The organism is Bradyrhizobium sp. NAS96.2, assembly GCF_001908235.1.
Taxonomy (GTDB): domain Bacteria; phylum Pseudomonadota; class Alphaproteobacteria; order Rhizobiales; family Xanthobacteraceae; genus Bradyrhizobium.
In genome coordinates, this window is sequence record NZ_LGHK01000169.1 from 1 (window position 1) to 19,728 (window position 19,728).

Below are 19,728 nucleotides of genomic sequence, written 5' to 3' on the forward strand. Positions count from 1 at the left end.
GAAGGCGCCCGAGATCGTGCTGCCGCCGCCCGCGCCTCCGCCGCCGGTGGTGATCCAGCCCACGCCGGCGCCGAGCAATTCGCCGGTGCTCGCCGACGATCCGACGATCAAGGGCCTGAGCGAGAAACTGGACAAGAACCCTGACGATGCGGCTGCGCTGTATCGCCGCGGCCAGGTCTATGCCAGCAAGGGTGCTTACGACCTCGCGGTGAAGGACTTCACCAATTCGCTGCGACTGAACCCGAAGGATGTCGAGGCCTACAACAACCGCTGCTGGGTCCGCACCGTGATCGGTGACCTGCAGGCGGCGCTGAAGGACTGCAACGAGGCGCTGCGGCTGCGCCCGAATTTCGTCGACGCGCTCGACAGCCGCGGCCTGATGAACCTGAAGGGCGGGCAGAACAAGAACGCCATCGCCGATTTCGACGCTGCGCTGAAGATCAACCCGCGGCTGACCTCGTCGCTGTACGGACGCGGCCTTGCCAAGAAGCGCAACGGCGCGGTCGCGGAAGGCGATCTCGACATCGCCAACGCCAAGGCGATGGACCCGAACATCGTCAAGGAATTCGCCGACTACGGCGTCCAGTAACAAATGGACGACGGCCTGCCCCGCGGCTCGAACCGCCGATGCAATCGCGCGACTAATCAGAGGGTGCGGGCCGGGCAGCGATGCCGGCCAATCGATCTGAAGCGTTGCATGGAACCGCGCCAGCCGGCGCAGGAGGGACCGAAATGTTCAACCCGTCGGCAAAGGCCGCGATCCTCTCATTCGTGACCGCCGGTGTCATGCTGTCGTTCGGCATGGCGGCCGGCCGCGCCGGTGACGATGTCACCGAGGACCAGATCATCAAGGCGCTGACGCCCGAGAAGAAGCCGCTGACCCGCGGCCTGTCGGTCGGCCCGCAGACCACCTCGCCGGGGCTGAACACCGACCAGGCCAAGTTCGTGCAGAGCGTCCGCGGCCGCGCCACCCGCTCGCTGTCCTCGGCGGAGCGCGAGGAAATCGCGACCATCGTGCAGGACAAGCCGAAGATCGATCTCGAAATCAACTTCGACTACAACTCCGCCGACATCAGCGCGAAATCATTGCCCTCGGTGCAGGCGCTCGGCCGCGCCCTCACCAATCGGGACCTGAAGGGCTCGACCTTCGTGGTCGCCGGCCACACCGACGCCGCCGGCGGCGAGGACTACAATCAGGGCCTCTCGGAGCGCCGCGCCGACGCCATCAAGCGCTATCTGGTCGACAAATACGGCATCAACGGCACCGATCTCGTCACCGTCGGCTATGGCAAGAGCAAGCTGAAGGACCCGAGCCACCCGATGGCGGACATCAACCGGCGCGTCCAGGTGGTCAACGTGGAAAACAAGGACACCGCGTCCAAATGATCTGGTTCAAGTGATCCAGCAGTGATCGGCGGTGGCGTAGCCGCTTTTTGAGGTTACAATGCGTCCCGCACCCCGGCGGGGCGCATTTGCTTGAGGGCAGAAGCCCAGAGCAGCCCACAGGTGACCCGCCTCACATGACGTCAGGGCTCGATCCGGAACAATGGACACCGGCCTTCCGCATGCTCAAGGAATACGATGGCGAGCGTGATGAGACTTCGACGAGCGCCCAAGACAATCCCTGTCGATACGCGCCAAGCTCTGGATTGATCAGGCGATGAACTTTTCCCAATACCTCAAGCCTGCGCTCGGCACTGTGGTTTTCCTCGCGCTGGCTGTCGCCTATTACGCGTTCGAACACCGCTCCCATCCCGAGGAGAAGGAGACGCCGGGCCAGGCGCTGGTCGTGGTGACGAAATCGACCAATGCCTGCTTCTCCGACATGGTCCGCGTCACCGGCTTCATCGTGCCGCGCCGTGAGGCGCAGGTGAATGTCGACCAGGACGGCTCCAAGGTCACCGACGTGCTGGTCCGCGAGGGCGACACCGTGACCGAGAACCAGGAACTGGCGCGGCTGACCCCGCCGCCGCAGCAGGCCGCCCAGGCCAATGCCAAGCCCGTCGTGCTGCGCGCACCGGCCGCCGGCCTCGTCACCGAGGTGCGCACCGCGCCCGGTGCACCGGCCTCGCCGCAGGCTCCGCCGATGTTCAAGATCTCGGTCAACAACGAGATCGAGCTCGATGCCGAGGTGCCGGGCTTCCAGCTCCTCAAGCTCAATCCCGGCGCCAATGTCCGGATCAGCCGTGACGATGCGCCCGACATCGTCGGCAAGGTCCGCCAGATCTCGCCGCAGATCGACCGCGCCACCCAGCTCGGCCACGTCCGCATCACCATCAACAACAATCCGACGCTGAAGGTCGGCATGTTCGCGCGCGCCAATATCGACGCCAAGCGCTCCTGCGGCGTCGCAGTGCCGCGCACCGCGATCGACCGCCTGACCCTGCAGGTCGTGAAGGGCAACACCGTCGAGACCCGCAGGGTGCGCGTCGGGCTGACCTCCGACACCTCGACCGAAATCCTTGAAGGCCTCGACGTCGGCGAAATCGTCGTGGCCGATGCTGGCACCTCGCTGCATGACGGCGACCAGATCAAGACCATGTTCGCCGACGAACTCGATCGCACGCGATCACGCTAATTCGGACACGCTAATGGCTTTGAACATCTCGGCATGGTCGATCCGGAACCCGCTTCCCTCGATCGTCTTCTCGATCATCCTGCTGGTGCTGGGGTGGGTCTCCTTCACCAAGCTCGCGGTGACGCGGCTGCCGAGCGCCGACATTCCGGTGATCTCGGTCGCGGTCTCGCAGTTCGGCGCGGCACCCTCGGAACTCGAGTCGCAGGTCACCAAGACGATCGAGGACGGCGTCTCCGGCGTCGAGGGCGTGCGTCATATCTCCTCCTCGATCACCGACGGCCTGTCGGTGACCACGATCCAGTTTGCACTGGAGACCAACACCGACCGCGCGCTCAACGACGTCAAGGACGCGGTGACGCGGGTGCGCGCCAACCTGCCGCAGAACGTCACCGAGCCGCTGATCCAGCGCGTCGACGTGATCGGCCTGCCGATTGTGACCTACGCCGCGATCTCGCCCGGCAAGACGCCGGAGCAGCTCTCTTACTTTGTCGACGATGTGGTCAAGCGCGCGCTGCAGGGCGTGCGCGGCGTCGCCCAGGTCGAGCGCATCGGCGGTGTCGAGCGCGAGATCCTGGTCTCGCTCGATCCCGACAAATTGCAGGCGGTGGGGCTCACCGCGGTCAATGTCAGCCAGATCCTGCGCGGCACCAATGTCGACGTCGCCGGCGGCCGCGCCGAGATCGGCAAGAACGACCAGGCGATCCGGACGCTCGCCGGCGCCAAAACGCTGAACGAGCTCGCCGGCACCATGATCCCGCTGTTCGGCGGCGGCGAGATCCGGCTCGACGATCTCGGCACCGTCACCGACACCATCGCCGACCGGCGCACCTTCGCCCGCTTCAACGGCGAGCCTGTCGTGGCGCTCGGCATCAAGCGCTCCAAGGGCGCCAGCGACGTCGTGGTCGCGGCCGCGGTGCAGAAGCGGATCGACGCCCTGAAGGTGGCCTATCCCGACGTTGACCTCAAGCTGATCGACACCTCGGTCGAATTCACCAAGGGCAATTACGAGGCCGCGATCTCGACCTTGTTCGAGGGCGCGATCCTCGCCGTCATCATCGTGCTGCTGTTCCTGCGCGACATGCGCGCCACCATCATCGCGGCGGTCTCGCTGCCGTTGTCGATCTTCCCGGCGTTCTGGGCGATGGACCTGCTCGGCTTCTCGCTCAACCTGGTCTCCTTCCTCGCCATCACGCTGTCGACGGGCATCCTCGTCGACGACGCCATCGTCGAGATCGAGAACATCGTCCGCCACATGCGGATGGGCAAGACGCCGTATCGTGCCGCGCTTGAAGCCGCCGACGAGATCGGCCTCGCGGTGATCGCGATCTCGCTCACCATCATCGCGATCTTTGCTCCCGCGAGCTTCATGTCCGGCATCGCCGGGCAGTTCTTCAAGCAATTCGGCATCACCGTGTCGGTGCAGGTGTTCTTCTCGCTGCTCGCCGCGCGCTTCGTGACGCCGATGCTGGCGGCCTATTTCCTCAAGCATCATGACCACGACGACCCGCCGCCCGGCCGCATCCTGCGCACCTATCACAGCCTCGTCACCTGGTCGGTGAAGCATCATTACATCACCGTGCTGCTCGGCTTTGCGGTGTTCGCCGCGTCGATCTGGAGCATCACGCTGCTGCCGCAGGGCTTCCTGCCGGCGCAGGACACCGCGCGCTCGCTGCTCGCGATGGAGCTGCCGCCCGGCTCGCAGCTTGCCTACACCGAGAAGGTCACCGAGGAGATCGTGGCACGCCTGCGCAAGCGGCCTGAGGTGCGTAGCGTGTTCGTCGACGGCGGCCGCGTGCCGCCGGGCATCCAGGAAGTGCGCCGCGCCGCGCTGATCATCAACTACACGCCGAAGGCGGACCGCAGGATCACCCAGCGCGAGCTCGAGCTGTCGATCGGCAAGGAGCTCGATAACGTCCCCGACATCCGGTTCTGGTTCCTCGACGAGAACGGCCTGCGCGCCATCTCGCTGGTCGTCACCGGCACCGACAGCAACATCGTCAACAACGTCGCCAGCGAGCTGGCGACGCAGATGAAGCGGATCCCGATCATCGCCAACGTGATCTCGGAAACCGCGCTCGACCGGCCCGAGCTGCGCATCCGTCCGCGCGCCGAGCTCGCGGCACGGCTCGGCGTCTCGACCGAGAGCCTCTCGCAGACCATTCGCGTCGCCACCATCGGCGACGTCGGCCCGGCGCTGGCCAAGTTCGACGCCGGCGAACGCCAGGTGCCGATCCGCGTCCAGCTCGAGGACAATGCGCGCAGCGATCTGCAGATGCTGGAGCAGCTGCGCGTGCCGCTCGGCCAGCGCGGCGAGCGCGGCGGCGTGCCGCTGTCCGTCGTGGCCGACATCCAGCTCGACCAGGGCCCGACCAGCATCAACCGCTACGACCGCGAGCGGCAGGCCACCGTCGCCGCCGACCTCGTCGGCAATGCCGCGCTCGGCGATGCCACCAAGCTGATCTACGACCTGCCGGTCATGAAGAGCCTGCCGAAGGGCGTGAAGGTCAGCCCGTCCGGCGATGCCGAGAGCCTCGCCGAGCTGTCCGACGGCTTCGCCACCGCGATCACCGCCGGCCTGATGATGGTCTATGCGGTGCTGGTGCTGCTGTTCGGCACCTTCCTGCAGCCAATCACGATCCTGTTCTCGCTGCCGCTCTCGATCGGCGGCGCGATCGGCGCGCTGCTCTTGACCGGCAAGCAGCTCACCACGCCGGTGTGGATCGGCATCCTGATGCTGATGGGCATCGTCACCAAGAACGCCATCATGCTGGTGGAGTTCGCAGTGGAGGCGATCCGCGACGGCAAGGCGCGCGAGGAGGCCATGATCGACGCCGGCATGAAGCGTGCCCGCCCGATCGTGATGACCACCATCGCGATGGCCGCCGGCATGATGCCGTCAGCACTGGCGTTCGGCGCCGGCGGCGAATTCCGCTCGCCGATGGCGCTCGCCGTGATCGGCGGCCTGATCTTCTCGACCGTGCTGTCGCTGGTATTCGTGCCGGCGATGTTCATGGTGATGGACGACATCGGCGGCCTGATCTGGCGCTTCGGCAAGCGACTCGTGGTCTCACATGCCGACCACGAGCTGACCCCGAGCGAGCACCAGGGCGACCAGACCAAGCGGCAGGGCGGCCCGCCGAGCATGATCTCGCCCGCCGCGGAGTGAACTGAAGTCGCGCCTCGCCAACGGCGCGACCAGACGACTACTTCAAAATATCGAAAACAACCCCATGCAAAGGAGCCGACGGCGGCCGGCATTCGACACGGCAACTTGACACGTCGGGCAAATCAAGGGTACATTTCCAATATTCCGAAATCGCGCAAGCCTCCTCGCTCGCAATGGCCGGGTGCGGAGAATCTCCGCATACTCGAGCTATCACCATATGCGCGGAGGCGGCTCTTCACCCTAACCCTCTAAGAGCAAGCATCGCTTGTCTCGCTCCCGTAGGAACGGGGCGAGGGAGCCCAGCGCCGTTGCGGTCGCTATCGACCTAAGGACGCGTACTCATGAACTGGGAAGCACACTTTCAGGCGCGAACCAGACATGCGACCTGACGGTCAGGGATATCGCCTTTTTGACCCATAGCGACCACGTCTTGCCTACAATGGGCCCTGCCTGGCGCCAAAAGAAGTTGGCTCGAACAGCTGTTCTTACCGAGAGACGTATGATGGCCGATGGTTGACCGTTTCGACGTCGAGACCCGCGGCCTTTGCAAAGGAACCGACAATAGCATCGAGTTCTTGACGTGAGATGACATCGTCGATGCAGACGAAGCCGTTTGGCGCGCGCTCTTCTGCAATCTGCATGGCCGCTTCAGGTCCAAAATTGCGATTTCTCAATATGATGTCGTTCATCATCGGCCGGCGCTCCGCGTCGTAACGGCCTAGCGCCGCGACAACATCATCAGTTTCGACCAGGGCACGGGTAAGCACACGGGAATCGAGCACGGCTTGGGAGCCGGCCTGGCCGCCGATTGGCTGCATCGGATGTGCGGCATCGCCAAGCAAAGTGACGCGGCCGAACGACCAGGCGGCGACCGGATCGCGATCGACCAGTGGAAACTCATAGATGTCGGGTGACTGGTCGATCAGCGCGGGCAGATCGAGCCACGGAAATTTCCAGCCGCCGAACGCTGACAAAACCTCTTCCTTCGCAACACGCCGGTTCCAGTCCTCACGCGGTGGTGCCTGGTTCGTCACCGTCTTTTGGCAAATCCAGTTGATGAGGACTTTGCCGCTCCGCCTCCGAGCAATGGGATAGACGATGACTCGCTGGTGAAAATGACCGGCAATGACCATCGTCTTGCCATCGAGGAACGATTCGGCCTCCACGGCCGCTCGCCACAACGCCTGACCGGCGAAGCGAGGCGCGCCTTCTCCAGGGAAAAGCTGCTGCCGAACGCCTGAATGGATACCATCGGCGCCGACGAGAATGTCCGCTTCCTCGACCTGGTCCGACCCGGATTGACGATCAGCGAAGCGAGCCTTGACGCGGTTCTCGTCCTGCTCAAATCTGACCAGCCTCAGTCCGGTTCGGACATTTTGGTCTCCGATACGCTCGCGGACGGCCTGGAGCAGGAGGCGCTGAAGCTTCCCTCGATGGATCGAGTATTGCGGCCAGCGATATCCAGCCTCCAGCCCCCGGCGCTCGGCATGGATCAGCTGGCCGAACTTGTTGCAGAGATTGAGCCGCTGCGTAGCGATGCCGGTCACCGCAAGGACGTCGCCCAGTTCGAGTTCAGTCAGTTCACGTACCGCGGCCGGTTGCAGATTGATGCCAACGCCGAGCGGCGCCGGATCGCGCACGGCCTCGTAGACACGGACTGCTATTCCGGCCTGATGCAGGCTGAGCGCAAGGCTCAGCCCGCCGATGCCGCCTCCCGCGACGATAACTTCGAGATGCTTCATCGTGCCGCGACGCGAGGGTCTCTGACATTGTTGAAGGTCTCGAACTCGACATTGCGCAGTTCGCTTCCGGTCTTCTCTACCTTGCGGATATAGATGTTGTGCACGACCTCGCCGGTGTTGCGGTCGATAGACATCGGGCCGCGCGGGCTCTCCCAGGTCATGCCCCTCATGGCGGCGATCAGCACCTTGCCATCCGCGGAGCCGGAAGTCCTCTTTAGCGCTTCATAGATCGCGTGCATCCCGTCATAGCCGGAGACCGCCATGAAGTTCGCGCCGTCTTTCGCTTCCTTGCGATAGGCGTCGGTGAATGCCGCGTTGACGGCGGATGCATGCGCTGCCGAATAAAAGTGCGCGGTGACGACGCCGAGCATGGCATCGCCCATGTTCGGCAAGGCTTCGTCGTCGGTCAGGTCACCGGGCCCAATCAGCGTGATACCTGCCTTGTCGAGGCCACGCTCGACGAACTGCTTGGCGAACGTCGCGGCTTGGGTCGAAGGTACGAACACGAACAACGCCTGCGGGGCGGCGTCCTTGACGCGCTGAAGGAAGGGGGCGAAGTCGGGATTGCGCAGCGGGACGCGGATCGCTTCCGCGATCTGTCCGCCCGCGGCCTTGTAGTTGTTGGTGAAGGTTTCCTCGGCTTCCAGCCCGGGAGCGAACTCCGTTACCAGTGTCACCGCCTTGGCGAGGCCTTTTTTCATCGTCCAGTCGGCCAGGATCGCAGAAGATTGCGCGAGCGTGCAGCTGGCGCGAACGTAAAACGGTGATTTTCCGACCACAGCCGTCGTGCTCGAAATCATGATGACGGTCGGCTTCTGTGCTTCCGTAATAAGGCCGGCGCTCGCGAAAAGGTCCGCGGTCAAGCCTCCGCCGATGATATCCACCTTGTCATTGACGATGAGTTCCTGGATCAGGCGCTTGCCGGTTTCGCCCGAGGACGCACCGTCCCTTACGACCAGTTCAACCTTTCTGCCGGCAACCGTGTCGCCGTGCTGTTTCATATAAAGGCGGGCGCCCGCCAGCACCTGCTGACCTGCTGCAGCAAGTGGACCGGTCATGGGCATGACCATGCCGATCTTGACCGCGTCCTGCGCGCTGGCGTTTCCCGTTGCGGCGGTTGAAAGAACGAGAATCGCAGCGCCGAAGATACTTCGCTTGGACATCTCTCCCTCCATCAGGGCCGGCGCGGCTGCCGGGGACCGGAAGCCATGGCCGATCGCGGATTGAATGCTGCCTCGGGTCCCTGTAGTTTGAAAGTTCGATTTTTGGATATCCCTGTAGCTTGCAGACTAAGGGGTTCGAAAATGGAATGGTCTGAGCGGATTGGCCGGCGGATCAGGCTGCGCGACCTCCACATTGTGCTGGCTGTGGCCGAAGCGGGGAGCATGGCGAAGGCTGCCCAGCGCCTTGCGATCTCCCATCCCGTCGTCTCCAAGACGATTTCCGATCTGGAGCAGACACTCAAGGTAAAGCTGTTCGACCGCACCGCGCAGGGCGTCGAGCTGACCAATTACGGCCAGGCGTTGCTCAAATGCGGAATCAACGTGTTCGATGAGATGCGTCAGGGATTGAAGCAGATCGAATTCCTGACCGATCCCACGTCGGGTGAACTTGCAATCGGATGCCCGGAGATCATGAATGCAGGCATGGTGCCTGCGATATCGGAGCGCTTCCTGCAACAGCATCCGCGGGTGCAGTTGCGTGTGGTCCATGCAGACATCGCATTGGCGCAGTTCGGTCCGCTGCGCGAGCGCAAAGTCGAACTTCTGATTGGACGGCTGCCGGATCCCTTTCTCGAAGAGGATTTGGTCTTCGAGCCGCTGATCCAGGAGCCGTTTGTGGCCGTTGCCGGAGTCAATAGTCAATGGGCACGCCGCCGTCGGATCGAACTCGTTGATTTGATGGAGCAATCCTGGGTGCTTCCGCCGCATGACAGCACGCCCGGTGGAATCATCTCGGGAATTTTTACCGCCAGCGGGCTGAAGGCACCCCGGCCCTCGGTTGCCACGCTATCAATTCAACTGACCACGACCCTTATCGCAACCGGCAAATTCGTCGGCATTCTGCCGAACTCGGTTGCCCAATTCAGTTCCCGACGGGTGGGGCTGAAAATCCTGCCGGTCAAAATCCCGATTACTCAGTATGCGGTCGCACTTCTTACTTTGAAGACCCGCACACCAGGTCCCTTGGCAAAGTTGTTCATTGAGCACGCGAGAGCTGTAGCGAAATCACTATCGGCATGAACGTCTGCTTCTGACCCCAGAGACACGATTGAGATCGCGGCCGACGGTCCGCTTCTGGGCCCTTGGCCGACATGACCAAGCACGCCTCTTTTGTCCGCTTCTGACGGTAATGCGGACGCCGTTCGGGAGGATTATAGGTACCCGTCCTTAGCCTCGTCGCGCTCTAGTAGAGCCTCGTTCTATAGGCCTCTTCCATCGCCTTCTCGGCGACCTCGACCTCGATCGCGGCGGTCTGCTCGGCGATGATCCGGCCGAGCGTCGGGAAGCTGTTGCGTTCGACCTGCGCCGCGGGACTCCAAAGCTTCGAGCGCATCAGCGCCTTGCCGCAATGGAAGTAGGTTTCATCGACATGCACCTTGAGGCCGATGATCGGCGTCACGTTCTGCACCGTCAGCGGGGTCAGCAGATCCGGCTCCTGCGAAATCTCCGCCCGCCCGTTGATGCGCAGCGTCTCGTTGATGCCCGGCACCATGAACATCAGCCCGACCCCGGGCGAGGCGATGATGTTGCCGAACGTGTCGACGCGGTTGTTGCCGCGCCGGTCCGGGATCAGCAGCGTCTTGTCGTCGATCACCGAGACGAAGCCGGGCGCGTCGCCGCGCGGACTGGCGTCGGCATGGCCGTTGCCGTCGCTCGAGGCGATGACGAGGAACGGCGAGAGCGCGATGAAGTCGCAGCAGAACCTGTCGAGATGATGGAGGACCTTCTTCTCCGCGAGAGGGCTCACCTGCCCGAAATGCCCGCGAAGATCCTCCTGCGACTTGACCGGCGGCTTGCCGCCTGCGCCCTGGTTGTCCATGAGGAACCTCCCTTTGCCATTCCCGCACCGAAGTAGAGTGCGGGAACAGCATAGTCCAGACCGCAGAAGCGCGCATCCGCCGGCGGCTTCGCCGCGACGTTCAAGCGCAAGCTCGGCTCCGGGCCGATTGAAGCAGGCGGATTTGCGTCGCGCAGACGCGAAACGCAAAACCCCTGCGGTCAACGGGAAAGAGACCGCAGGGGTTTGCAGGTGGATGGCGTGAGGCCAGCAAGGCTGGGTGTCACCCCAAGGACCGGCAGGCCGGATGAAACCGATACCGGCGCGATCATGCAAGCAAGTCTTTTAGGCAGGAGTGCGTCAACGCGGGCAAGCAAAGCGCGCGACAGGATATGATCCTCGCGCGCGCGTTGCATGCGTTCCGCCTGGCTTCTCATTTATCGCGCTCTTGACGCGAACCAATTGTCCACTTCGCTCGAAAACGTCGCTAATCGTTGCGTGCGACCGCCGTCAGCTTGGTCATGTTGTGCAGCATGATCCGGCCGCGCTGCAGGTCGACGATGCCGTCCTTGCGCCAGGTCTGCAATTGCCGGTTGACGCTCTCGCGCGCGGCGCCGACGAAGATGCCGAGTTGTTCCTGCGAGATGTGCACCTCGGAACCGAAATCCTCCGCGAGCGCGCACAGCCGGCGTGCGAGACGGACCGGCAATGGCTGCAGCACGGATTCTTCCATCCGCTCGCTCTGCCAGCGGATGCGCTGGCACAGCAACGCGATCAGCCTGACCGCGACCTTCGGCTCACGCTCGAGGAAGCCGAGGAAATCCTCCCGCCGCAGGACAAACAATTCGGTCGGCTCGCCCGCGGTCGCATCCGCGGTGCGATCCTGGCCGTCGAGCACGGCGACTTCGCCGAACAGATCGCCGGCCCCCATGAAGTTCAGCGTGAGCCGGCTGCCGTCGGAGGCACCGGTTTCGATGCGCATCTGGCCGCGGCGGACCCCGAACAGGGCGTCGCCGGGATCGCCTTTCTGGAACAGCACCTCGCCGGTGGCGAGCTGCTGGGTGTGGCAGAGGCCCGAAAGCCGATGCAACTCGTCCGCACCGAGATCGGCGAACATCGGGTTCATTTTCAGAATGACCGCAAATTCGGCCTGTTTGCTCATTGTATTGCCTTCCAAATCTATCCGAGCGGTCCCCTGACGCCCGGTTAGCAAAAATCACCCTCATAAGAGTGTGTGAGAGGTCACATAAGTTCATGCTGGTAACGGAATATTTTTCCTGTGATTGCAGCGAGGTCCCGTTTGCGGGGTAATCTCGTGCGACCGGCCGTACCTTTCCGCGGCGGAACCCTGTCTGCCCGGCCTGGAATATCGAGATGAGAGCACTGAAATTCGCCGGGGCTGCCATTGCTGCCGTGATCGTGATCGTCGCGCTGGTGGCCGCGGTCGGGATCCCGTCCTCCTTCCTCACGTCTGCCATCACCGCGCGGGTCGAGCGGGAGACCGGCTACAAGCTCGCCATCAATGGCGGCGCCAGGGTCAGCCTCTGGCCGACGGTCAATCTGACGCTCAGCGATGTCGTATTGCGGGATCCGCGGGAGCGCGACGTCGACAACCGGTTCGCGGCAAGCCGCGTCGCAGCCGAAATGACGCTGGCGAGCCTGTGGTCGGGCCAGCCCGAGATCACCGACCTCGCGATCGAGAAGCCGGTAATCAATCTGCCGTTGCAGCGCGAGCGCACCCGCGACCACAATCCGCCGGCGAAGTCGTCCGGTTCCGACGATGGCGGCATCACGATCCGGCATGTCGGCATCACCGGCGGCACCATCGTGTTCGCCAATGTTCGCGACCGGGTCGAGAACCGGATCGAGGCGCTGAGGCTAGACGCGACCGTCGGCGACGACCGCAAGATCGTCGTCACCGGCGAGGCGCGCGCGAGCGACAGGCCGCTGAAGTTCGAGATCCGCGCGACCGCGCCGCAGGCGCCGCTCGAGCGTCAGAGCGTGCCGGCCGAATTCAGCATCGACGCGCCCGGCCTGTTGCCAGCAGCGATCAAGGCCAACGCGGAAGCGCGGTTGAACGGCACCGTGCTGATGTTCAACGGCGTCTCCGGCACGCTCGGCGATGGCGGCTTCACCGGCTGGGCCTCGGTCGATTTCGCCAGCAACAAGCCGCTGGTGAAGCTCGATCTCGACTTCCAGCGCATCTCGATCGCGATGCCGCCGGGCCAGCCCGACGCGGCGCAGCCGCTGGGCACCAACAGCTGGAGCAACGCGTCGATCGATCTTGGCGGGCTCAATTATGTCGACGCGCAGGCGCGCATCTCGGCGGCCGAGCTCGTGATCGGCGACGGCCGCTTCGCGCAGGCTGCAATCGAGGCATCGGTCGATAGCGGCGTGCTGAAGGGCAAGCTCGCCAATCTCGGCGCCTATGAAGGCACCGCCAATGGTGACGTCACCATCGACGTGAGGACCGCCAATCCAACCTACGCGCTGCGGCTCGATCTCGCCGGCGTGCGGGCGCTGCCGGTGCTGAAGAGCCTCGCCGAGTTCGACAAGCTCGACGGCAGGATGCAGGCCAAGATCGCGCTGACCTCGCAAGGCAGCAGCGAGCGCGCCATCGTCGGCAATCTCGGCGGCACCGCCTTCGTCGTGCTCCAGGACGGCAAGATCCTCGGCCTCAACGTCGCGCAGATGATCCGCAACCTCACCACCGGCACCTTGTCGGGCTGGCAGCAAAGCCAGGAGCTGTCGACCGATCTCAGCCAGCTCGCGGCCTCGTTCAAGGTCGACAAGGGCCAGGCCGTCACCACCGACCTCAATCTGATCGGGCCGCTGGTGAAGATGACCGGGGTCGGCACCGTCGATCTCAACACCCGCCAGATCGGGTTCCGCGTCGAGCCACAGCTGGTGATGACCACCGAGGGCCAGGGCCGCGCCGGCAATCCGGTCGGCCTCGGCATTCCCGTGATGCTCGAGGGGCCCTGGGTCAGCCCGCGGATCTATCCCGAGATGCAGGGCATCCTCGATAATCCAGAGGCCGCCTATGCCAAGCTCAAGGAGATGGGCAAAGGCCTGTTCGGGCAGAACGGTCAAGGCCTGAGCCAGGGCCTGAACGGACTGACCAACCTCCTCAATGGCGTGCAGGGCGGCGGAACCGGCGTACAGCCCGGCACGGGCCAGACACCGGGCGGCGGCGCCAGCCAGACCAACCCGCTCGGCGGGCAGCTCGGCGACACCATCGGGAACCTGCTGCAGCAGGGCCTTTCTACCCTGAACCAGGGCAACGCCTCCCGCCCGAGCCGCAGCCTCGCCAAGCCCGAGGCAAACGCGCCGCCGGCCGCCAACCAAGCCCCGCCGCCCGCTCCTCCTCCGGCCGACAGCGTCGAGCAGCACGACAATCCCGCGATGAACGACGTGCTGCGGCAGCTGTTCAATCGCTGATATTCCCGGATGTCCCCCGCCAATATCCACGGCTAACCATGCGGCCCGAGGGGCCGCCTCGCTTTGCCGATCCGTGCTAAATTGCGGCAGATACAGTGGCGCACCCGACGGATTGGAGGGGACGGACGAGGCTGGATGAACGGGGCTACGGACAAGGGCAAGAACTGGTTCCTGCGCGGCGGCCTGTTCGCCAAATACGTCCTCGCGCTGGTCGGCCTCGTCGTGTTCGTGCTGGCGGTCAACGGCGCGCTCGAGACCTGGATCAGCTACCGCGGCATCAAGAGCACGCTGATCGATGCGATGAGCGAGAAGGCGGACGCCACCGCCAAGCACATCGAGCAGTCGATCTCCGATCTCGAGCGCCAGATCTCCTGGGTGACCCGCGCCTCCTCCAACACCATCGAGCTGCGCCGCGCCGACTACGCCCAGTTGCTCGGCCAGGTGCCGGCGGTGAACCAGCTCACCCTGATCAACGGCCAGGGTCGCGAGATGCTGCGGCTGTCGCGCCAGACCGTCACGGTGAACTCGAATGCCGATCTCTCCCGCGACCTGCGCTTCACCGAGGCGGTCGAGCGCGGCACCGCCTACGCGCCGGCATATTTTCGCGACGAGCGGCCCTATATGTCGATCGGCGAGCAGCATTCCGGCTTCAATGCCGGCGTCACCGTCGCCGAGATCGACCTGCGCTTCCTCAATGACTATTTCGGCGATTCCCAGGTCGGCCGCACCGCCTTCGCCTATGTCGTCGACGCCAAGGGCCGCGTGCTGGCGAGCTCATCGAAGGGGCCCGAGGTCGGCAAGGATCTCGCCGCGCTGCCGCAGGTCGCCGCGGTGCTGTCCTCGAACGGCAGGCCGATTGCTTCCGGCAAGGACGTCGACGGCAACGCGGTGCTGACGACAGCGATATCGGCGCCGAACCTCGGCTGGCACGTGTTCTATGAGCAGCCGACGTCGCAGGCGCTCTCGCCGATCCGCGACCAGCTGGTGCGCATCGCGCTTTTGATTGCGCTCGGCCTCGTGGTCGCGATCATCGCCGGCACGATCCTGGCGCGGCGCATGCTGGTGCCGATCACCGCGCTGCGCACCGGCGCGCGGCGGCTCGGCGCCGGCGACTTCGGCCATCGCATCGAGGTGAAGACCGCGGACGAGCTGGAGGAGCTCGCCGGGCAATTCAACAGCATGGCGGGGCAACTCGCCGAGACCTACTCCGACCTCGAGGCCAAGGTGAAGGAGCGCACCCGCGATCTCGCGCAATCGATCAACGAGCTGAAGGTGCTGGAGGAGGTCGGTCGCGCGGTGGCGTCATCGCTCGACCTCAACGCCGTGCTGCCGACGGTCGCCGCCCGCGCGCTCGAGATCACCCATGCCGACGCCGTGCTGATCTATGGCTATGACGCCGCACAGCGCAGCTTCAACCTGACGCAATCGATCGGCATCGATAGCGAGGCCGAGGGCCACCACCGCGCGATCGATGCTGATAACAGTCCGCTCGGCGAGGCCGCCGCGAAGGGCGAGCCGCTGGCGTTCCCGGATCTTACCGACCAGCCCAAGTATCCCCTGCGCGATGTCGTGGTCGGCGCCGGCTTCCACTCGGTGCTTATCGTGCCGCTGGTTGATCAGCAGGGCGTGCTCGGCTCGCTGGTGGTGCTGCGGAAGGCGGCCGGCGATTTTCCGGCGGGCCTGATCGGCCTGATGAAGACCTTCGCGCACCAGGCGGTGCTGGCGATGCGCAATGCGCGGCTGTTCACCGAGGTCGACCAGAAGAGCCACGCGCTGGAGCAGGCAAACACCACCGTGCGCGAGCAGGCCGACAGGCTGCAGCAGCAGACCGAGCAGCTCACCGACTGGAACAAGTCGCTGGAAGCGCGGGTCGAGACCCAGCTCGGCGAGATCGAGCGCATCCGCAAGCTCGAGCGTTTCCTGGCGCCGCAGGTGGCGCAGCTGATCGCCTCGTCCGACAATCCCGAGGGCCTGCTCGAGAGCCACCGCCGCGAGGTCACCGTCGTGTTCTGCGACCTGCGCGGCTTCACCGCCTTCACCGAGGCGACCGAGCCCGAGGAGGCGATGAACGTGCTGCGCGAATATCACGCGGCGCTCGGAAAGCTGATCTTCAAATACGAAGGCACGCTCGACAAATATGCCGGCGACGGCGTGATGATCCTGTTCAACGCGCCGATCCAACTCGCCGACCACACCGCGCGCGCCGTGAAGATGGCGGTGGAGATGCGCGACACGGTCGGCCCGCTGACCGAGACGTGGCGCAACCGCGGCCACAGTCTCGGTTTCGGCATCGGCATTGCGCTCGGCTACGCCACGCTCGGCCAGGTCGGCTTCGAGCAGCGGCTGGAATACGCCGCGATCGGCAGCGTCACCAACCTCGCCTCCCGCCTATGCGGCGAGGCCAAGCCCAACCAGATCGTGGTGAGCCGTCGCGTCTACGGCATGGTCGAGCCCTACGTCGAAGGCCGCGCCATCGACGACCTCGTGGTGAAGGGCTTCAATCACCCGATCCTGGCCGCGGAAATCCTGCGCTGGAAGGGCGAGCCATCAGCGGAAGCGGCGGCGGAGTGAGGCGCGTCACGGAACCGGCCCGACGCTCGCCTTGTTTTCGCGCCAAACGGGTATATATTACCATTATTCGATTAGCCGTTGCGCCTTGTTGAATGGTCCCATCGGCCCTCCTCCAAAGACATCGCCAGTTGAATTGGTGACGCGTCCATCACGCGAAATGTCTGCTTTGGAGAAGAGACATGGCTACAGGTACTGTGAAGTGGTTCAACGGCCAGAAGGGCTTTGGTTTCATTCAGCCCGATGACGGCAGCAAGGATGTGTTCGTTCACATCAGCGCCGTCGAGCGCGCCGGTCTGTCCGGCCTGGCCGAGGGCCAGAAGGTGTCGTTCGAGCTGAAGACCGACAAGATGCGTGGCAAGACCAGCGCCGAGAATCTGCAGCTGGCCTGAGTTCGCATTCGCCTTGCGACCCGACGCTTCGCGTTGGTCGCAAAGGAGAGCCGGTTCAGGCTTTCCGAATGATGCGCCGTTCATGCTGCAGCGTCATTCCACGGATGTACTGGAGTGACTGCCAGGCCCGCTCGATCTGAACAGGTTGGGCGGGCCTTGGCATATTCGAAGCAAGGATGACCATGGCCACCAGAACGCCGTCTGCCCCCACTCCCGACAGCCTCGCGCGCGCCGAACGCCAGCGGCTTGCCGCCGAAGAGGGCGCCCGCGCCATGGCCGATGTCGAGCGCGAGGCAATCGCCGTGCGCCAGAACATGGAGCGCCTGCGCGCTCTCCGCGAAGCCCGCGATGCCGATGCCGCGGCGCAGATCGAAACGCCGACGGCCGCCAAGCCAAAGACCACGCGACGCGTCAAGCGCATCGTACGCTGACGGACTGCCGCGCGCGGCGATGGCGGAGTAAGCGACATTCTCTCCCCACGTCGTCCCGGCGCAGGCCGGGACCCATAACCACCGCTATTCGTGATGAGAAGGATCGTAGCCCCAGCCTCGCGCCACAACGACCGTTTGGGGTAATGGGTCCCGGCCTTCGCCGGGACGACGGCGAATATGAGGCACCGCTCCAGATTCAATTATCAAACAGCTGAGGAAGATGCGCGCCCGCATCCTCGCAACAAATCACCATCCAGTGAATCACGCTGCGCCTGCAATCACGATCACGACCTCCCCCACCCCTCCCAGGAATAACCCATCCCCCACCTCGCTCGCGTCATGACGGGCGCGTGCGAACGCGCGCCTTCACGACAACAAGAACAAGCAGGATGGTTTGATGACGGGTTTGGACGGGACGCCGGATACGGCGTCGGTGATGGCGCTGCACTGCTCGCTGGGGTCGGGACGGCAATGGACCAAGCTTGCGGCCGCGCTCGGCAGCGACGGGTTCATGGCGCCGGATATTTCCGGCTATGGCGTCGCGGCCTGCGGGCGCGACTGGCCGCGGACGCTGGATGGCGAGATCGCGCGGCTCGAGCCCTGGCTCGCCAAGGCCTGTGGGCCGATCCATCTGATCGGGCATTCCTATGGCGGGGCGATCGCGTTTCGGCTGGCGACGACATCGCCTTATGCGCAGCGCGTTCGCAGCCTAACGCTGATCGAGCCGGTGCTTCCCACGTTGCTGCGTGACACGCCCGCGGACGCGCGGCTGTACGAGCGCTTCGCGCGGATCGCGCAGGTGGTGTCGCAGGATATTTTCGACGGAGCGGTGCTGGAGGCGGTGGAGGCGTTCACCGCGTTCTGGGCCGGCTCCGGCCCGCGCGAGCAGTTCTCGCCGAGCGGGCGGCTGCGGATGATCGAGCAGGCCGACAAGCTGCCTTACGATTTCAACGCCGCGCTCGATCTCGACGCCGTCGCGGCCGCCGCCGGCGCGCTGAAGGTGCCGACGCTATTGATGTCGGGCGGACTGTCGCCCTATGTGACGCAGCGCATAGTTGCAAAACTCGCCGCGCTGATCGATGGCGCCGCGATGCGGCATCTGCCGGGCGCCGGCCACATGCTGCCGGTGACGCATGCCGAGCGGGTCAACCCGGAGATCCTGCGCCACATCTGGCGCGCCGATGAGCTCGCCAAGCTGGAGCTGGCGGCGGATGCCGGCGCGGCTGAGGCGGCCCAGCCGGCTGGTTCGGCGAGGGCGCATCTGGTAATGAGGAGGCCCTCATTTTGGGAATAGTTCGCCGATGATTTTGCCCCGCCTGCGCGCTGCCGCCCTCGCCGCCTCGGCGCTGCTTGTGCCCGCGGCCGCTCCCGCGTCTGCCGCGGGCGAGGCCGACGCCGTGCCGAAGGGCGCGGCGGTGACGGTGCTGAAGGCCTCGAAATACTGCTTCGGCAATATCGTCGAGGTCTCCGGCATCGTGATGCCGCGCGACGAGCAGCAGATCCGGCCCGACCGGTTTGGCTTGAAGGTCGCGGAGGTGAAGGCCGATCCCGGCGACACCGTTACCGCGGGCCAGGTGCTGGCGCGACTGACCGACGGCGCCAATTCGATCAACCTCGCGGCGCCGGTCGCGGGCACGATCTCGGCGTCGTCGGCGATCGTCGGCGCGCCGGCCTCCGGCAAGGACGCGCTGTTCTCGATCATCGCCAAAAGCGAATACGACCTGGTCGGCATGGTGCCGACCCGCGACATCGCCAAGCTGAAGACCGAGCAGACCGCGCGGCTGAAGATATCAGGCGCCGGCGAGATGGATGGCAAGGTGCGGATGATCGCGCCGACCGTCGAGCCGAACAGCCAGCTCGGCCAGGTGTTCGTGGCTATCAGCTCGAACCAGCGGCTGCTGGTGAATTCGAGCGGGCGCGCGCAGATCAAGACCGGGCAGAGCTGCGGCGTCGCGGTGCCGCTGACCGCGATCCTCTATTCCACCGCCGGCACCGTGGTGCAGGTGGTGCGCGGCGGCCGCGTCGAGACGCGGCGGGTGGAGACCGGATTGATGTCGGCCGGCCAGGTCGAGATCCGCGACGGCATTCAGGAAGGCGACATCGTCGTCGCCCGCGCCGGCGCGCTGCTGCGCGAGGGCGACCCGGTGCGGCCGGTGGGCGCAAGCGCCGACGCGAAGTAGGGGGTGCGGTTGGCGCCACATTCACAGTGTCGTCCCGGCGAAGGCCGGGACCCATAACCACCAATGTGAATTGTCTTGAAGAGCTGTGGCCACAGCGCGATTCAACAACGCCGCCCTGTGGTTGATGGTGTGGACGGCCCCCTACGGCATCAGTGTGCCAGAATGAGGTTGTGCAATCTCAAACGAGGGGACCGTCCGTGAAGCAGATTATCCGCATTGGAATGGATACG

General features: G+C 64.8%; 15 protein-coding genes. 11 read left to right on the forward strand and 4 right to left on the reverse strand.

What is annotated here, in order from left to right; genetic code table 11:
• The 4 genes from AC628_RS30730 to AC628_RS30745 form a co-directional block, all read left to right on the forward strand.
• A partial coding sequence (locus AC628_RS30730) for a tetratricopeptide repeat protein (protein WP_143201885.1) occupies positions 1-589 on the forward strand: 589 nt, incomplete at its 5' end.
• A 143-nt stretch (positions 590-732) separates the two neighbouring features.
• Positions 733-1,386: an OmpA family protein gene (locus AC628_RS30735; RefSeq protein WP_074130538.1), complete on the forward strand. Its 654-nt coding sequence runs from the start codon at positions 733-735 to the stop codon at positions 1,384-1,386.
• 274 nt (positions 1,387-1,660) lie between these two features.
• A complete protein-coding gene (locus AC628_RS30740) occupies positions 1,661-2,578 on the forward strand; it encodes an efflux RND transporter periplasmic adaptor subunit (RefSeq protein WP_074130539.1) in 918 nt (305 codons plus the stop codon).
• Between the two features lie 13 nt (positions 2,579-2,591).
• Positions 2,592-5,744, forward strand: coding sequence for an efflux RND transporter permease subunit (locus AC628_RS30745; RefSeq protein ID WP_074130540.1), 3,153 nt, complete (start codon positions 2,592-2,594; stop codon positions 5,742-5,744).
• A 485-nt stretch (positions 5,745-6,229) separates the two neighbouring features.
• On the opposite strand, the gene AC628_RS30750 is transcribed toward AC628_RS30745, so the two are convergent.
• Positions 6,230-7,486, reverse strand: coding sequence for a flavin-dependent oxidoreductase (locus tag AC628_RS30750; protein ID WP_074130541.1), 1,257 nt, complete (start codon positions 7,484-7,486; stop codon positions 6,230-6,232).
• On the reverse strand, positions 7,483-8,649 hold the full coding sequence (locus tag AC628_RS30755; protein ID WP_074130549.1) for an ABC transporter substrate-binding protein: 1,167 nt from the start codon (positions 8,647-8,649) through the stop codon (positions 7,483-7,485). Before AC628_RS30755 ends, AC628_RS30750 begins: the two co-directional genes overlap by 4 nt.
• Positions 8,650-8,790: 141 nt before the next feature.
• On the opposite strand from AC628_RS30755, the gene AC628_RS30760 reads away from it, so the two are divergent.
• On the forward strand, positions 8,791-9,729 hold the full coding sequence (locus tag AC628_RS30760; RefSeq protein ID WP_074130542.1) for a LysR family transcriptional regulator: 939 nt from the start codon (positions 8,791-8,793) through the stop codon (positions 9,727-9,729).
• A 163-nt stretch (positions 9,730-9,892) separates the two neighbouring features.
• Here AC628_RS30760 and AC628_RS30765 read toward each other — a convergent pair whose 3' ends face one another.
• Together AC628_RS30765 and AC628_RS30770 are read right to left on the reverse strand one after the other, a co-directional pair.
• Positions 9,893-10,528, reverse strand: a complete 636-nt coding sequence (locus AC628_RS30765; RefSeq protein WP_074130543.1) for a pyridoxamine 5'-phosphate oxidase family protein — start codon at positions 10,526-10,528, stop codon at positions 9,893-9,895.
• Between the two features lie 445 nt (positions 10,529-10,973).
• Positions 10,974-11,648, reverse strand: coding sequence for a Crp/Fnr family transcriptional regulator (locus tag AC628_RS30770; protein ID WP_074130544.1), 675 nt, complete (start codon positions 11,646-11,648; stop codon positions 10,974-10,976).
• A 212-nt stretch (positions 11,649-11,860) separates the two neighbouring features.
• On the opposite strand from AC628_RS30770, the gene AC628_RS30775 reads away from it, so the two are divergent.
• From AC628_RS30775 to AC628_RS30800, 6 genes are all read left to right on the forward strand, one after another.
• Complete coding sequence (locus AC628_RS30775) at positions 11,861-13,927, forward strand: AsmA family protein (RefSeq protein WP_074130545.1); 2,067 nt, start codon at positions 11,861-11,863, stop codon at positions 13,925-13,927.
• Positions 13,928-14,062: 135 nt separating this feature from the next.
• A complete protein-coding gene (locus tag AC628_RS30780) occupies positions 14,063-16,498 on the forward strand; it encodes an adenylate/guanylate cyclase domain-containing protein (RefSeq protein WP_074130546.1) in 2,436 nt (811 codons plus the stop codon).
• Positions 16,499-16,677: 179 nt separating this feature from the next.
• Entirely contained in the window at positions 16,678-16,887 is a 210-nt protein-coding gene (locus AC628_RS30785) for a cold-shock protein (RefSeq protein WP_021078030.1), read from the forward strand.
• A gap of 182 nt (positions 16,888-17,069) precedes the next feature.
• On the forward strand, positions 17,070-17,318 hold the full coding sequence (locus AC628_RS30790) for a hypothetical protein (RefSeq protein WP_074130550.1): 249 nt from the start codon (positions 17,070-17,072) through the stop codon (positions 17,316-17,318).
• A 397-nt stretch (positions 17,319-17,715) separates the two neighbouring features.
• The gene (locus tag AC628_RS30795) at positions 17,716-18,612 is read left to right on the forward strand and encodes an alpha/beta fold hydrolase (RefSeq protein WP_143201886.1); all 897 of its coding nucleotides are present in this window, start codon (positions 17,716-17,718) and stop codon (positions 18,610-18,612) included.
• Positions 18,613-18,619: 7 nt separating this feature from the next.
• Positions 18,620-19,498: an efflux RND transporter periplasmic adaptor subunit gene (locus AC628_RS30800; protein WP_074130548.1), complete on the forward strand. Its 879-nt coding sequence runs from the start codon at positions 18,620-18,622 to the stop codon at positions 19,496-19,498.
• Positions 19,499-19,728: the final 230 nt, after the last annotated feature.